Source organism: Jatrophihabitans sp. (genome assembly GCF_051960575.1).
Taxonomy (GTDB): domain Bacteria; phylum Actinomycetota; class Actinomycetes; order Mycobacteriales; family Jatrophihabitantaceae; genus JBQCEE01.
This window is the reverse complement of record NZ_JBQCEE010000168.1, coordinates 13,843-29,429: the sequence shown is the minus strand read 5'-3', so window position 1 is coordinate 29,429 and position 15,587 is coordinate 13,843. Positions and strand designations below refer to the sequence as shown.

The following is a 15,587-nucleotide window of genomic DNA, read 5'->3' as shown; positions in this document are numbered from 1 at the left end:
GGCACTGTCGGCTCTGTCGGCACTCTCGGCTCTGTCGGCACTGTCGGCACTGTCGGCACTGTCGGCACTGTCGGCACTGTCGGCACTGTCGGCACTGTCGGCACTGTCGGCACTGTCGGCACTGTCGGCACTGTCGGCACTGTGGTCCGTCATGCCGCGACCCTGCCCGACCAGCACCGTCGCGCGCCGGATCGCGCCCAAGGCTGTGGAAAACGCGAGCACCGCCCCGTCGGCGACGGAGCGCCACGTGCCGTCCGCGCACATCGGGTCTGCCCGCACACCCGAGGCAACCGCACGCAACCCCTCGCCGTCCGCGCGCATCGGGCCTGCCCGCAGGTTCGAGGTAACCGCACGTCACCCTGGCCGTCCGTATGCCATCGGGTCTGCCCGCACACCCGAGGCAACCGCAGGCCACCCCGGCCGTCCGCACGCATCGGGTCTGCCCGCTTACCCGAGGCAACCGCCCAGGAACCTTGCGATCCGCCGGCATCGGGTCTGCCCGCTTAACCGAGGCAACCGCGCCTCGCCGCGCCTCGCCGCGCCTCGCCGCGCCTCGCCGCGCCTCGGTCCCGCCTCGTCTGAGCGGGCAGACCCGATTCGCTGCGAACACCGAGCGCCGTCCCCCGAATCGCCCCGCCGGCGCGGGCAGACCCGATCGCCGCGAACACCGGACACGGACACCGGACACCGTTCCCCGAACCGCCCCGCCGGCGCGGGCAGACCCGATCGCCGCGAACACCGGACACGGACACCGAGCGCCGTCCCCCGAACCGCCCCGCCAGCGCGGGCAGACCCGATCGCCGCGAACACCGGACACCGAGGCCGTACCCCGCCTCGTCCGAGCGGGCAGACCCGATCGCCGCACGCCAACAGGACCGGCGCGGAGCCGCCCCGCCGGCGCGGGCAGACCCGATCGCCACGAACACCGGCCACGGGCGGTCCGGGGCACCGGAGGCCGCACCGGGTAGGTTCCGGCGTATGCCCGGCACCTCCCCTGCCAGTGACTCGACGATCATCCCGATCCTGCTGACGGTCAACGGCCGCACCGGCGTGACGCTCTACGCGCCGCCGTGGGAGGACGAGGACGGCGAGGAGTGGCAGGGCTTCCTCGGCGACGGCGCCAAGATCCTGCTCTACGCCAGCACGCGCGAACTGGCGCAGTTCATCGCGTCCGGCGAGGAGAACGACCTGTCCGACCACCCCGCCTACGGGCAGGTGCTCGGCAGCACGCCCGACGACCTCAGGCCCGACCCCGAGGACCACTACGACCTGGACGGCGTGTACGAGTGGGCGTCCGGCGACCCTGACCCGGTGCACATCTCGGCGCTGGCGAACGTCGTCGACATGGTCGCCAAGATCGCCGACTGCTGCGACGACGGCGCCCTGCGCCGGCTCGTCGAGGGCACGCCCGCCTACGCCGAGCTGGTCGACGAGGACATCACCTACCAGGGGCGCGACGGCGCCAAGCGCTGGAACGAGCTGGGCGACACCATCGCCGAGACCTGGGAGCGCGCGCTCGGCCGCGTCGAGTCGTGGCTGCGCTGGGAGGGCGACTTCGACGCGTCGGACCTGACGGACGGCGAGGACGTGTGGGACCGCGTCGGCGCCCAGCCGATCGCGCTCATGCTGCGCGACGGGACGTACTACACCGTGCGCGCCGACATCCCGGCCAGCTCGAACAGCGACGAGACCGAGGTCGGCTTCCTCGGCGCCGACGGTCGCATCGCCGTGTTCACCGAGGTCGCCGACCTCGCGCGCTACTGCCGCACCGCCACCGACCACCCGCTGCAACGGCTGGAGTGGTGGGGCGAGCTGGCGGACGTCGACGACGACGCCGCGTTCGCCCCCACCGACGACGAGGTGCACGACCTGCGCAAGCCGTCGGCCGAGGCGGCCGAACTGCTGCGCGAGCTGGCCGACTTCTGTCGGCTCGAGGGCGACACCGACGTGCTGGACGGGCCCACGATCGACAAGGACGACTGGAACGCCCTCGTCGACGAGGTGCGCACCTGCTTCGACGTCGAGTAGGGCGAGCTTAGGCGAGGAAGGCCCGCGACGGCGGCGCCGAGAGCCGCACCGCGTCGGCGGCCGCGTCGTCCGGGCGTCGTTGCGACTCGCGCTCGGCCTCGACCCGCGCCACGTAGTGCTCGACCTCGGCGCGGCGCGTGTCCTCCGACCAGCCGAGCACCCGCGCCATCAACTCGGCGCAGGCGGACGCCGAGTCGACCCCGCGGTGCGGCGTCTCGATCGAGATGCGGGTGCGGCGGGTGAGCATGTCGTCGAGGTGCAGCGCGCCCTCGTGCGTCACCGCGTAGAGCACCTCGGCCATGAGGTAGTCCGGCGCACCGGGCACGGTCGCGAACAGCGAGGGGTCGTCGAGCCCGGGACCGAGCACGTCGCGCACGAGCGACCCGTAGCGGTCGAGCAGGTGCCGCACCCGGTGCGGGTGCAGCCCGTACTCGGTGGCGAGGGTGTCGGCCTGGTTGGCCAGCGCGAAGTAGCCGTCGGCCCCGAGCAGCGGCACGCGGTCGGTGACGGAGTCGGGCACGCGCTTGGGCAGGTCGTCGCTCGCCGCGTCGACCGCGTCGGCCGCCATGACGCGGTAGGTCGTGTACTTGCCGCCGGCGATCGACACCAGCCCGGGCGCCACCCGCGCCACCGCGTGCTCGCGCGAGAGTGCCGACGTCTCGTCCGACTCCCCGGCGAGCAGCGGGCGCAGCCCGGCGTAGACACCCTCGATGTCGCGGTGGGTCAGCGGCGTCACGAGCACGCGGTTCACCTGCTCGAGCAGGTAGTCGATGTCGCGCTGAGTGGCGGCCGGGTGCGCGAGGTCGAGGTTCCAGTCGGTGTCGGTCGTGCCGATGAGCCAGTACCGCTTCCACGGGATGACGAACAGCACCGACGTCGGCGTGCGCAGGATCAGCCCGGTGTCGCCGACGATCCGATCGCCGGGCACGACCAGGTGGACGCCCTTCGACGCCCGCACCCGGAACCGGCCCCGTGCCCCGGACATGCCCTGGATGGTGTCCGTCCAGACGCCGGTGCAATTCAGCACCACGCCGGCCGAGACGAACCCGCGCCGCCCGTCCTCGGCGTCGCACACCTGCACCCCGATGATCCGGTCGGCGTCGCGGACGAAGCCGATCGCCTGCGTCGACGAGCGCACCACCGCGCCGTAGCGGGCGGCGGTGCGCGCGACCGTGAGGGTGTGCCGCGCGTCGTCGCACTGCGCGTCGTAGTAGCGGACGGCGCCGGTGAGGGCGTCCTCGCGCAGCCCGGGGAACAGCCGCCGCGCCGCCCGCGCCGACAGGTGCTTCTGCCCCGGCAGGCTGCTGCGGCCGCCGAGGGTGTCGTAGAGCAGCAGCCCGCTCGCGACGTACGGACGCTCCCAGAAGCGGTGCGTCAGCGGGTACAGGAACGGCTGGGGCTTGACCAGGTGCGGGGCGAGGCGGGTCAGCATCAGCTCGCGTTCGCGCAGTGCCTCGCGAACGAGCCCGAACTCGAGCTGCTCGAGGTAGCGCAGGCCGCCGTGGAACAGCTTCGACGAGCGGCTCGACGTGCAGGCCGCCCAGTCGCGCGCCTCGACGAGGGCCGTCGACAGCCCGCGGGTGGCGGCGTCGAGGGCCGCGCCGGCCCCGGTGACGCCGCCGCCGATCACGACCACGTCGAAGCGGTCGCGGTTCAGGTGCTGCCAGGCGAGCTCGCGGTAGGCCGCGTCCAGCCGGGACGCCGCACCGCCCGTCGGCATCAGTGGGACGTCGGCATCCACACCGGGCACGCTAGCGCAGCCCTCGCCCCGACCGGCCGTCCCGACGACGGGGCGACTACTCGTAGGTGAACGCGCCGGCCTTCGTCGCCGTGCCGCCCTGGGTCGACACGGTGACCGGGACCGCCGGGCCGGCGGTGCCGTGCCGCGTCAGCACGGTGATCGACGTCGGGGTCACCTGCTGCACGGTGGCGGCGACGCCGCCGAAGCTCACCGACACCGGTCCGGCGAATCCGGTGCCCTGAATGGTGGCCGTCGTGCCACCCGCGGCCGGCCCGTGGTCGGGCGACACCGCAGTGATCGTCGGTACGCCCACGTACGCGTACTGGTCGGCGGCGCCGGGAGCCGAGCCGGCGTAGATCGTCACCACCTGCACGTGCACCGTGCCCGCGGCGGCGGCCTTCGGCACCACCACGGTGACCGACGTGCCCGTCGGGGCGCCGACGACCTTCGCCACCGCCGTGCCGACCTTGACCTGCACCAGGGAACCGAAGTCGTGGCCGCGCACGGTGAGCTGGTCACCACCGCCCACCGCACCGGACGATCGGCTGAGCGACGTCACGACCGGCGGCGCACCGTAGGTGAACGCCGACCGCAGCGTCGGCACGGACGTCCCGTGCGTCGTCTGCACGTGCACGGCCACCGTCCGCGGGGTCTGCGGCGGCGCGTCCGCGGTGAGCACGCCCGGCGAGAGCACGTGCACGTTGCTCGCCCGGGTCGTGCCGAACAGCACGCCGGTCACGCCGCTGAAGTCAGACCCGCGCACGGTCACCGACTGGTGCCCGGTCGTCGCGCCGGCGTGCCGCGACAGCGCGCTCACGAACGGGATGGGCGCCGGGTAGACACCCCCGGGCAGCAGCCGACGCGCCACCGCGGTGAGCATCGAGCCGATGCGGGCGCCGTAGCTCGACATCGGCCCGCGGGCGAGGATCGCCACGGCGTAGCGGTCGTTGTCGACGAAGCCCGTGGTGTTGAAGCAGGCGGTCGTGTAGTCGTAGTCGCCGCCCCAGCCCTGCTTCACGGCGGGGTGGGTCGTCGCCGAGGGCAGGCCGAAGAACTGGTACGTGCCGTCCGAGCCGTACTTCGTGGCGTGGTGCATCGCGTTGAGCAGCCAGGGCCCGACCCGCCTGTTCGCCTTGGCCTTGACGTAGAACTTGACCAGCCCGGCCGGCGTGATGCGGGTGGTGCCCCACCAGCCGGCCCGCCACGGACGCGACCCGAGGTCGGGCACCCGGAAGTAGCTCTTCACCCAGTCGATCAACGAGTCGCCGCCGACCCGCCCGTACAGCGCGGTCGCCATGTTGTCGTCCGACTGCGTGATCATCTTGTAGGCCATCTGCGCGGTGACGCCGACCATCTGGCCGGTGACCAGCAGCCGGGTCGCGATGAAGGTCTTCACGACCGACTCGGACGCGAACGCGCTGCGGTAGGCGCCGGACCCGTGCAGCGTGTGGTTCTTGGTGTCGTAGACGGCGATGCCGATGCGGTAGCCGGCGCGCGTCGCGTACTGCGCGGCCGACGTCCCGACCTCGTTGCGCATGGCGGCGTGCGCGTCCTGCGCCGGCAGCACGACGACGAGCGACGCGGCGGCGAGCACGGCGGCCAGTGCGCAGCGATTTCGACCGGAACGCGCTGCTCGTGGCATCTGCCCACCCTCGCATGATCACGGCGCTCGGCGGAAGGGGCGCGCTGGGCACGCCTGGCCGCGGGCGCCTGATCACCCGTCCTTGCCCGGTGCGCGACGATGGACGGATGCGACGCCGCCTGCTGCTCACCTCCACCGTCGCGCTGCTCGGCGCGACGGCCTGCACGTCGAGCGGCGGCTCGGGCATCGACGCGCTGTCGCAGAGCTCCGGCAGTGCGGCCTCGTCGGCCCCGTCGGCCTCGTCGGCCCCCTCCGGCGGCTCGAACTTGTCGACCTCCGGCGGCTCGTCCACACCCTCGGCCCCGGGCGGCAGCGCGACCACGACGCTCAGCCCGGCGCAGAAGGCACTGAACGCGATGACCGAGGCGCAACGGGTGGGCCAGCTGCTCATGGTCGACTGCCCGAGCACCGCGGTGGCGTCCGCGACGGTGACCGCGATCCGCACCTACCACGTGGGGTCGGTGATCCTGGACGGCACGACCACGGCCGGCCGCACCGTCGTCGCGCGCGTGACCGCCGGGCTGCGAGCCGTGGCGCCCGCGAAGGTGCAACTGCTGATCTCGACCGATCAGGAGGGCGGCTACGTCCAGCGTCTGCAGGGATACGGCTTCTCGCGCATCCCGAGCGGCGTGCAGCAGGGACGCATCGCGCCGACCACGCTGCGCGCCGACGCCAGGACGTGGGGCGCCGAGCTGAAGCGCGTGGGCGTGAACGTCGACCTCGCACCGGTCATGGACACCGTGCCCCAGGGCTTCTCACCGAACCCGCCCATCGGCGACCTCGACCGCGAGTACGGGCACTCGCCGTACGCCGTGCGCACCCATGGCGTGGCCTTCCTGCAGGGCCTGAACGACGCCGGCGTCGCCGCCACCGTCAAGCACTTCCCCGGCCTCGGTCGCGTCACCGGGAACACCGACACCACCGCCGGCGTGACCGACACCGCGACCACGCGCGACGACCCGTACCTCGCGCCGTTCCGCGCGGCGGTGCGGCAGCACGTGCCGTTCGTGATGGTGTCGACGGCGCGCTACGCGCAGATCCAGCCGGGCGTCCCGGCGATCTTCTCGCGCACGATCATCAGCGGCATGCTGCGCCACGACCTCGGCTTCACCGGTGTGGTGATCACCGACGACGTCGGCGGCGCGAAGCAGGTCGCGGGGTATCCGGTCGGCCAGCGCGCCGTGCGGTTCATCCAGGCCGGCGGCGACATGGTGCTCACCATCGACGCCACACAGGCCCGCGTGATGACGCAGGCCCTGCTCGCCCAGGTGCGCGCGTCCGCCACCTTCAAGAAGCTCGTGGACGCGGCCGCCCTGCGCGTGCTGCAGGCCAAGCAACGCTTCGGCCTGCTGCACTGACCCGCCGGGTCAGGCCTGCAGCCGCGCGTAGCCGGGCTTGATCTGCGTGTTGATGATGTCCAGCCGCTCGTCGAACGGCAGGAACGCCGACTTCATCGCGTTGATCGTGAACCACTGCAGGTCCGACCACGAGTACCCGAACGCCTCCGCGAGCAGGGTCATCTCGCGCGTCATCGACGTGCCGCTCATCAGCCGGTTGTCGGTGTTCACCGTGACGCGGAACGAGAGCCGGCGCAGCAGCCCGATCGGGTGCTCGGCGATCGAGGCGGCCGCCCCCGTCTGGATGTTCGACGACGGGCACATCTCGAGCGGGATGCGCTTGTCACGCACGTACTGCGCAAGCCGGCCGAGGGTGCCGTCGGGTGCGATGTCGTCGACGATGCGCACGCCGTGGCCGAGCCGGTCGGCGCCGCACCACTGGATCGCCTCCCAGATCGACGGCAGCCCGAACGCCTCGCCGGCGTGGATGGTGAAGTGGAAGTTCTCGCGCCGGCAGTACTCGAACGCGTCCAGGTGGCGGGTGGGCGGGAAGCCGGCCTCGGCACCGGCGATGTCGAAGCCGGCGATGCCGCGGTCGCGGTAGCGCACGGCCAGTTCGGCGATCTCGCTCGAGCGGGCCGCGTGCCGCATGGCCGTGGCGAGGCCGCCGACCTTGATGCGGTGCCCGGCCTCGGCCGCCGCGCGCTCGCCGTCGGCGAAGCCGGCGAGGATCGCCTCGACGCCCGCCTCGAGCGGGACGCCCGCGTCGAGGTGCTGCTCGGGCGCCCAGCGGATCTCTGCGTACACGACCCCGTCGGCGGCGAGGTCCTCGACGGCCTCCTTCGCCACGCGATGCATCGCGGCCTCGGTCTGCATCACCCCGACCGTGTGCTGGAAGGTCTCGAGATACCGCTCGAGCGACCCCGAGTCGGACGCGTCCCGGAACCACTGGCCCAGCTTCTCGGCGTCGTCGCTCGGCAGGTTGCGGTAGCCCGTCTCGGCCGCCAGTTCGACGATCGTCTGCGGACGGAGGCCGCCGTCGAGATGGTCGTGCAGCAGCACCTTCGGGGCCCGGCGGATGGAGGTGGCGTCCAGCGGGGTCGGCATGGCCTCACGGTAGCGGCACACTGACTGCGTGGAGCAGCCGACAATCGTGGTCACCGGCAGTGCCGAGCGCGAGGTCGCGCCCGACCGGTTCGTCGTCTCGGGGCAGGTGTCGGTGCGCGCGGGCGACCGTGCCGCCGCGCACGCCGCGCTGGCGCAGCGGTTCACCGCGCTCGACCAGGCCGTGCTGGCCCTCGGTGCCGACGACATCGAGGTGCGCCGCTCGGCGATCTCGAGCTGGGGCGAGCCGGGACGGCTGCAGCGCTGGACCGCGGACCGGCGGCTGACGCTGCTGTGCCACGACGTCGAGCGGGTCACCGAGGTGGTGGCCACCTTCGGCCGTGTCGCCGACGTGGCGATGGACGGCCCGCACTGGTCTGTCGACCCGCGACACCCCGCCCTCGCCGAGGTGCAGGCCGAGGCGGTGCGCGACGCCCGGGCCCGGGCGGCGGGCTACGCGCTGGCGCTCGGCGGTGAGCTCGGCCGGCTGGTCGAGCTGCGCGACCACGGCGGCGGCGGTGTGCCCGTGCGCGCCGCGATGGCGTTCCGCGCGAAGGGCGGCGGCGAACCGGCCGGTCTCGAGACCCTCGACCTCTCCCCCGAGCCACAGCTGCTCACCGCGCACGTCGAGACCCGCTGGACGCTCGTCCTGCCGGCTTGACGGCGCCGCGCTCGGATCGATCTTGTGCAGGACGCGCGCACGATCCCGCGCGCCATGCACACCGTCGCCGGACGCCGGTGGATCTTGTGCAGGACGCGCGCACGATCGCGCGCGTCATGCACACGGTCGCGGCGCGCGGCCCAGTCGTCAGCCGATGCGGTCGAGGACGAGGGGGGTGGGCGTGAACCCGTCGGCGGCACCGATGTCCCAGGCACCGTCGAGCGCGGCGAGGGCCGACTCGAAGCGTGCCGGATCGTCGGCGTGCAGCTCGAGCAGCGGCGCACCGGCCACGACGTCGTCGCCGGGCTTGGCGAACAGCACGACGCCGGCGCCCGCCGAGACCGCGTCCTCCTTGCGCGCGCGCCCCGCACCGCAGCGCCAGGCCGCGACGCCGACCGCGTACGCGTCCAGCCGCGTGAGCGTGCCGGACGCCGGCGCGGTGACCAGGTGCCGTTCGCGGGCCACCGGCAGCGGGGCGGACGGGTCGCCGCCCTGCGCCGCGATCATCGCGCGCCACGCGTCCATGGCCCGGCCGTCGCGCAGCGCGTCCTCGGGGTCCTCCGAGATGCCCACCGCCACGAGCATCTGCTGCGCGAGCGCGAGGGTGAGTTCGACGACGTCGGCCGGCCCGCCGCCGGCGAGCACCTCGAGCGACTCGGCCACCTCGAGCGCGTTGCCGGCCGTCAGCCCGAGCGGGGTCGACATGTCCGTCAGCAGCGCCGAGGTCGCGACACCGTGCGCGGTGCCGAGTTCGACCATGGTCGTGGCGAGCAGGCGCGCGTCCTCGACGGTCTTCATGAACGCCCCGGTGCCGACCTTCACGTCGAGCACCAGCGCCGACGAGCCCTCGGCGATCTTCTTGCTCATGATCGACGAGGCGATGAGCGGGATCGACTCGACCGTGCCGGTGACGTCGCGCAGGGCGTAGAGCTTCTTGTCCGCCGGGGCGAGCTCGTCCCCCGCGGCGCAGATGACACCGCCGACCGACGAGAGCTGCGCGAGGAACTCGTCGTTGGTCAGCGCCGCCCGCCAGCCGGGGATCGACTCGAGCTTGTCGAGCGTGCCGCCGGTGTGGCCGAGCCCGCGGCCCGAGAGCTGCGGCACCGCGGCACCGCACGCCGCGACCAGCGGCACGAGCGGCAGCGTGATCTTGTCGCCGACACCGCCGGTCGAGTGCTTGTCGACGGTCGGCCGCGGCACCGACGAGAGGTCGAGGCGCGCGCCGGACGCGATCATCGCCGCCGTCCAGCGGGCCAGCTCGCGCGGCGACAACCCGCGGAAGAAGACCGCCATCGCCAGCGCCGACATCTGCTCGGGGTCGACCGCCCCGCGGGTGAACGCGTCGAGCACCCAGTCGATCTGCTCGTCCGAGAGCTCGCCCCCGTCGCGCTTCGCGCGGATGACGTCCACCGCCGAGAAGGTCACCGCAGGTCCTCGCGGCCGAACGCGAGCGGCAGCACCTCGATCATCGGCTTCGGGCCCTCGATGGTGTCGACCAGCATGTCCGGGCCGCCGTGCTCCCACAGCAGCTGCCGGCAGCGTCCGCACGGCATGAGCAGCTCGCCGCGGAAGTCGACGCAGGCGAACGCGACGAGCGAGCCGCCGCCGCTGCCGTGCAGCGCCGAGACGAGGCCGCACTCGGCACACAGTCCCAGCCCGTACGAGGCGTTCTCGACGTTGCAGCCGGTGACGATGCGGCCGTCGTCGACCAGCGCGGCGGCGCCGACCGGGAACTGCGAGTAGGGCGCGTAGGCGTGCCCCATCGCCTCGAGGGCGGCGCGGCGCAGGGCGGGCCAGTCGATGGCGGACGTCATCAGGACTCCTTGATGGTGACGGGCAGCGTCTCGACGCCGCGCAGGACGAACTCCGGCCGCCGGTCCGGCCGGTCGTGCAACGACAGTTGAGGGAAGCGGTCGAGCAGGGTGCGCAGCGACGTCGTGAGCTCGACCCGGGCGAGCGGCGCGCCGACGCAGAAGTGGATGCCGGCGCCGAACCCGAGGTGCGGGTTGTCGGCGCGGGCGACGTCGAACCGGTCGGGGTCGGCGAAGACGGCGGGGTCGCGGTTGGCCGCGCCGAGCAGTGCGGCGATCTTCTGCCCCGCCTCGACGGTGACCTCGCCGATCACGGTGTCGGCCGTCGCGGTGCGCTCGAACAGCTGCAGCGGCGAGTCGTACCGGATCAGCTCCTCCACAGCTGTGGTGACATCGCCGGACGCCCGCAGCCGGGCCAGTTCGTCCGGGTGCGCAAGCAACGCCGACACCCCGTTGCCGACGACGTTCACCGTGGCCTCGTGGCCCGCGTTGAGCAGCAGCGTGCAGGTGGTGATCAGCTCGTCCTCGCTGAGCCGTCCGCCGTCGGTGTCGACCTCGGCGAGCAGCGACGAGACGAGGTCGTCGCCCGGCGACCGGCGCCGCTCGGCGACCAGCACCCGCAGGTACTCGACGAACTCGCGCGAGGCGGTCTCGGCGGCCGCGCGCACGGGCGGCGGCACCGAGTACTCGTACATCTTCACGATCGCGTTCGACCACGGCCGCAGCAGGTGCCAGTCGGCCTCCGGCACGCCGAGCAGCTCGGCGATCACCTGCACCGGCAGCGGCTCGGCGTAGAGCGGGATCAGGTCGACCGGCGAGCCGTCGCTGCCGGCGTCGGCCACCTGGTCGGCCAGCCGCGTCGCCAGCTCCTGCACCCGTGGACGCAACCGCTCGACGTGCCCGCGGCTGAACGCACCGGCGACCAACCGGCGCAACCGGGTGTGCGTCGGCGGCTCGTTCTCGAGCAGCGAGTTGACGTGGATGAGCTCGAACGCCGGCATCGGCTCGTCCGGGAACCGCGGCTTCCACAGCCGTCCGAGCGTGCGGGCGCGCAGCACCGCGTTCGCCGCCGCGTGGTCGAAGGTCAGCCACATGCCGACGCCGTCGTGCCACTGCACCGGCGCCTCGGCCCGCGCGGCGGCGAAGAACGGGTACGGGTCGGCGACGACCTCGGGCGCGGTGAGGTCGAACAGGCTCACGTGCCCTGCCCGCGCCGCCAGGGCATGCCGTCGGCCGCGGGCATGCGCAGCCGCTGCGAGGCGAGCGCCAGCACGAGCAGCGTGATGATGTACGGCGTGTAGGGCACGAACTCCTGCGGCACCGAGTCGGTGGTCAGGTACCAGACCAGGATCAGCGCGGCGACCACGAAGGTGACGACGGCCGCCCGCATCTGCCCGCGGCGCAGCAGCACCAGCGCCAGCACGGCCAGCAGCAGCGTCACGAGCAGCAGCACCGCGTGCACCGGCACGGCACCGCCGCGCAGCTGCAGCGCGTCGGTGTAGCCGAACAGCCCTGCACCGGCGGCCAGGCCACCCGGCCGCCAGTTGCCGAAGATCATCGCGGCGAGGCCGATGTAGCCGCGGCCGCCGGTCTGGCCCTCGCGGTAGATGCCGTTGAAGTCGGCGAGGAACGCTCCGGCGAGGCCGGCGAGCGTGCCCGAGACCAACACTGCCACGTACTTGAGGCGGTAGACGTTCACGCCGAGCGTCTCGGCGGCGGCGGGGTTCTCGCCGCACGAGCGCAGCCGCAGCCCGAACGCCGTGCGCCACAGCAGGAACCAGGTGAGCGGGAAGAGCAGCAGCATCAGGATGCTGAACGGCGTCAGCGAGGTGAACAGGCCCCGCAGCAGCCCGGCGACGTCGCTGACGAAGAACCAGTGGTGCCGCTCGAGTTCGCGCAGGCCGCTGTAGCCCGGGATGTCGATCTGGCTGAACCGCGGCACGCTCGGCGACTGCGTCGGCCCGCCGCCCTGCTTGCCGGTGAAGTAGACACCGGCGAGGTAGCGCGCGAGACCGGTCGACAGGATCGTGATCGCAACACCGGAGATGATCTGGTCGACGCCGAAGGTGACGGTGGCGATCGCGTGCACAAGACCGCCGATGAGCCCGCCCACGATGCCGCCGACGATGCCCATCCACGCCGTGCCGCTGAAGTACGCGAAGGCGGCGCCGAAGAACGTCCCGAGGATCATCATGCCCTCGAGGCCGATGTTCACGACGCCCGAGCGTTCCGACCACAGGCCGCCGAGGCCCGCGAGTGCGATCGGGATGCCGAGCACCAGCGTGGCGCCGAGGGTGTCGCCGGACGTGAGGTCCTGCGCGCCGGTGATCACCCGCACCAGCGACAGCGCGGCGAGCGCGACCACCAGCACGTACAGCGCGGTCGGGCCGGGCAGTCGCCGCAGCGGCGCGGCGGGCCCGTCGGTCCTGGTCTCCTGCGCGAGCGCGGTCATGCGGCCGCTCCCTCGACGGCGCCGGCGGGCGGTGCGGCGTCGACCGCGGCGCCGACCGAGCGGGCCTGCGCGCGCAGCGCGAACCGGCGCACCAGCTCGTAGGCCACGACGACCGACAGCACGACGATGCCCTGCGTGATCTGCACGATCTCCTTCGGGATGTTGTTGATGTCGAGGATCTGCGCCGACTGGTCGAGGAAGGCCCAGAGGATCGATGCGAACGCGATGCCGACGGGGTTGTTGCGGCCGAGCAGGGCGATCGCGATGCCGGTGAAGCCCAGCCCGGTCTGGAAGGTGATGGACGAGTACGAGTGCGCGTCACCGAGCAGGGCGGGCATGCCGACGAGCCCGGCGGCGGCGCCGGACAGGCACAGCGTCGCGACGATCATCCGCTTCACGTTGACGCCGCTGGCCTCCGCAGCGGTCGCCGATCGGCCGGTGGCGCGCAGGTCGAAGCCGAACCGCGTCCGGTTGACGACGAACCAGAAGACGATGCCGACCGCGGCCGACAGCAGGATCAGCCCGTACACCTCGACGCCCGCGGACGGGATCAGGTTGAGACCGCCGACCTGCCCCGAGTGCGGGATCGGCTTGGTGGTGATGTCGTTCGCGCCCACGCGGTTGCCGAACAGCGACGTGCGCATGAGGAACGCGATGAGGCCGGTGGCGATGAAGTTGAGCATGATCGTCGAGATCACCTCGCTCACGCCGCGCGTCACCTTGAGCACGGCCGCGATGCCGGCCCACACCGCCCCGACCGCCATGGCGACGAGGATGATCGCCGCCTGGTGCAGCCCGGTGGGCAGCGACACCCAGCCACCGAACGCGCCGGCCACGCAGGCCGCGAGCCGGTAGGTGCCGTCGACACCGATGTTGAACAGGTTCATGCGGAAGCCGATGGCCACCGCGATCGCCGACAGGTAGTAGACGGACGCGCTGTTGAGGATCGACACCTCACTGCCGGCGCTCGTGCCGTAGTCCCACATCTGCGAGATGACGAAGCTCGGGCTGTCGCCGCGGATCAGGAGGATCACCGAGGTGAGGGCCGCGGCGAAGGCGGCGGCGACGACGGCCGCGAGGACGTTGAGCGCGAGGCGACGACCGGCGCCACCGAGCCGCCCGGTGCCTCGCGGGCCGGCCTTCGGTGCCGGGGCGCTCGCGCCCTGCGGTGCGTCGACGACGGTGCTGCTCACGCGGGTGCCTCCGCCCCGGTCATGGCGGCGCCCAGCTGCTCGGGGGTTACCGCCCGCGGATCGACCTCGGCGACCAGCCTGCCGCGCAGGATCACCTTCAACGTGTCGGACATGCCGATGAGCTCGTCGAGGTCGGCCGAGATCAGCAGCACCGCCAGGCCGTCGGCCCGGGCGCGGCGCAGGTGGTCCCAGATGGCGGCCTGCGCGCCGACGTCGACGCCCCGCGTCGGGTGGGCGGCGATGAGCACGCTGGGCGAGCCGCTCATCTCGCGTCCGACGATGAGCTTCTGCTGGTTGCCGCCCGACAGCGACGCGGCCAGCACGTCGATGCCCGGGGTGCGCACGTCGAACTCGTCGACGATCCGCTGGGTGTCGCGGCGCGCCCCGGCCGGCGTCAGCAGCGGGCCGCTGGAGTTCGGCTGCTCGGTCTGGTGGCCGAGCATCCGGTTCTCCCAGAGCGGCGCCTCGAGCAGCAGCCCCTGCCGGTGCCGGTCCTCGGGGATGAACCCGATGCCGGCCTCGCGCCGCCGCCGCGTGTGCCACTTCGTGACGTCGGTGTCCCCGAGGCGCACGCTGCCGGACGTGATCGGACGGATGCCCATGATCGCCTCGACCAGCTCGGCCTGACCGTTGCCCTCGACGCCGGCGAGCCCGACGATCTCGCCGCGGTGCAGCACGAGGTCGACGTCGTCGACGACCGGGCGCCCGTCGGCCGAGACAGTGAGCCCGCGCACCTCGAGCGCCACCTGGTCGGTGACCGTCGACTCGCGCAGCGCGGGCACCGGCAGCTCGCTGCCGACCATCAGCTCGGCCAGGCGCCGGGCGGTGACGTCGGCCGGCTTGACGCTCACCACCGTCGTCCCGCGGCGGATGACGGTGATGTCGTCGGCGACGGCGAGCACCTCGTCGAGCTTGTGCGAGATGAACAGCACGGTGAGGCCCTCGGCCTTGAGCTCGCGCAGGTTGCCGAACAGCTCGTCGACCTCCTGCGGCACGAGCACCGCGGTGGGCTCGTCCAGGATCAGGATCTTCGCGCCGCGGAACAGCACCTTGGCGATCTCGACGCGCTGCCGGGCGCCGACGCCGAGGTGCTCGACCAGGGTGTCCGGGTCGATGCCCAGCTTGTAGGCGTCCGAGATCTCGCGGATGCGACGGCGGGCGGTGCGCAGGTCGAGCAGCCCCCCGCCCCGGGTGGGCTCGCTGCCGAGCACGATGTTCTCGAGCACGGTGAGGTTGTCGGCGAGCATGAAGTGCTGGTGCACCATGCCGATGCCCGCGGCGATGGCGTCCGCGGGCGAGGAGAAGCTGACCTGGCGGCCGTCGATCGCGATCGTCCCGTCGTCGGGCCTGTGCATGCCGTAGAGCGTCTTCATCAGCGTCGACTTGCCGGCACCGTTCTCGCCGATGATGGCGTGCACCGTGCCCCGGCGGACGGTGATGTCGATGTCGTGGTTGGCCACGACGCCGGGGAACCGCTTGCCGATGCCGTGCAGCTCCACGGCCGGGGCGGTGGCGTCGGCCGCCGGTGTGGCGGCGGCGGGTGCGGCGGTCATCGGTGCTCCTGTTCCGACCGGCGGCGCGGGTCTCGCGCCGCTCGGGTCGAGCCTGTCGGGTGCGC

At 72.9% G+C, this 15,587-nt stretch carries 13 protein-coding genes; 3 read left to right on the top strand and 10 right to left on the bottom strand.

Annotated features, from left to right (window positions below):
* Positions 1–321, bottom strand: a 321-nt coding sequence (locus tag ACTHMS_RS09735) for a hypothetical protein (RefSeq protein WP_440306460.1), incomplete at its 3' end; no start/stop codon positions are given.
* A 657-nt stretch (positions 322–978) separates the two neighbouring features.
* Here ACTHMS_RS09735 and ACTHMS_RS09730 point away from each other — a divergent pair.
* Positions 979–2,028 carry a hypothetical protein gene (locus tag ACTHMS_RS09730; protein WP_440306459.1) on the top strand — a complete coding sequence of 350 codons (1,050 nt, stop codon included), beginning with the start codon at positions 979–981 and terminating at the stop codon, positions 2,026–2,028.
* Between the two features lie 7 nt (positions 2,029–2,035).
* Here the strand turns inward: ACTHMS_RS09730 and ACTHMS_RS09725 are convergent, their stop codons facing one another.
* Together ACTHMS_RS09725 and ACTHMS_RS09720 are read right to left on the bottom strand one after the other, a co-directional pair.
* A complete protein-coding gene (locus tag ACTHMS_RS09725; protein WP_440306463.1) occupies positions 2,036–3,748 on the bottom strand; it encodes a glycerol-3-phosphate dehydrogenase/oxidase in 1,713 nt (570 codons plus the stop codon).
* A 76-nt stretch (positions 3,749–3,824) separates the two neighbouring features.
* On the bottom strand, positions 3,825–5,411 hold the full coding sequence (locus ACTHMS_RS09720; RefSeq protein ID WP_440306458.1) for an IPT/TIG domain-containing protein: 1,587 nt from the start codon (positions 5,409–5,411) through the stop codon (positions 3,825–3,827).
* Positions 5,412–5,518: 107 nt separating this feature from the next.
* On the opposite strand from ACTHMS_RS09720, the gene ACTHMS_RS09715 reads away from it, so the two are divergent.
* A complete protein-coding gene (locus ACTHMS_RS09715; RefSeq protein ID WP_440306457.1) occupies positions 5,519–6,769 on the top strand; it encodes a glycoside hydrolase family 3 N-terminal domain-containing protein in 1,251 nt (416 codons plus the stop codon).
* Between the two features lie 9 nt (positions 6,770–6,778).
* Here the strand turns inward: ACTHMS_RS09715 and ACTHMS_RS09710 are convergent, their stop codons facing one another.
* Entirely contained in the window at positions 6,779–7,855 is a 1,077-nt protein-coding gene (locus ACTHMS_RS09710) for an adenosine deaminase (protein ID WP_440306456.1), read from the bottom strand.
* A gap of 28 nt (positions 7,856–7,883) precedes the next feature.
* On the opposite strand from ACTHMS_RS09710, the gene ACTHMS_RS09705 reads away from it, so the two are divergent.
* Positions 7,884–8,513 (top strand): SIMPL domain-containing protein, encoded by a 630-nt coding sequence (locus ACTHMS_RS09705; protein WP_440306455.1) that lies wholly within the window; start codon positions 7,884–7,886, stop codon positions 8,511–8,513.
* 147 nt (positions 8,514–8,660) lie between these two features.
* Here ACTHMS_RS09705 and ACTHMS_RS09700 read toward each other — a convergent pair whose 3' ends face one another.
* Genes ACTHMS_RS09700 through ACTHMS_RS09675 form a run of 6 tightly spaced genes read right to left on the bottom strand, consistent with a single transcriptional unit; the run spans position 8,661 to position 15,522 of the window.
* Complete coding sequence (locus ACTHMS_RS09700) at positions 8,661–9,938, bottom strand: thymidine phosphorylase (RefSeq protein ID WP_440306454.1); 1,278 nt, start codon at positions 9,936–9,938, stop codon at positions 8,661–8,663.
* Complete coding sequence (locus ACTHMS_RS09695) at positions 9,935–10,327, bottom strand: cytidine deaminase (protein ID WP_440306453.1); 393 nt, start codon at positions 10,325–10,327, stop codon at positions 9,935–9,937. Before ACTHMS_RS09695 ends, ACTHMS_RS09700 begins: the two co-directional genes overlap by 4 nt.
* On the bottom strand, positions 10,327–11,517 hold the full coding sequence (locus ACTHMS_RS09690) for a cytochrome P450 (protein ID WP_440306462.1): 1,191 nt from the start codon (positions 11,515–11,517) through the stop codon (positions 10,327–10,329). The genes ACTHMS_RS09695 and ACTHMS_RS09690 overlap by 1 nt, the downstream gene beginning before the upstream one ends.
* A 2-nt stretch (positions 11,518–11,519) precedes the next feature.
* Positions 11,520–12,776 (bottom strand): ABC transporter permease, encoded by a 1,257-nt coding sequence (locus tag ACTHMS_RS09685; RefSeq protein ID WP_440306452.1) that lies wholly within the window; start codon positions 12,774–12,776, stop codon positions 11,520–11,522.
* The gene (locus ACTHMS_RS09680; protein WP_440306451.1) at positions 12,773–13,969 is read right to left on the bottom strand and encodes an ABC transporter permease; all 1,197 of its coding nucleotides are present in this window, start codon (positions 13,967–13,969) and stop codon (positions 12,773–12,775) included. The genes ACTHMS_RS09685 and ACTHMS_RS09680 overlap by 4 nt, the downstream gene beginning before the upstream one ends.
* Positions 13,966–15,522 carry an ABC transporter ATP-binding protein gene (locus ACTHMS_RS09675; protein ID WP_440306450.1) on the bottom strand — a complete coding sequence of 519 codons (1,557 nt, stop codon included), beginning with the start codon at positions 15,520–15,522 and terminating at the stop codon, positions 13,966–13,968. Before ACTHMS_RS09675 ends, ACTHMS_RS09680 begins: the two co-directional genes overlap by 4 nt.
* Positions 15,523–15,587: the final 65 nt, after the last annotated feature.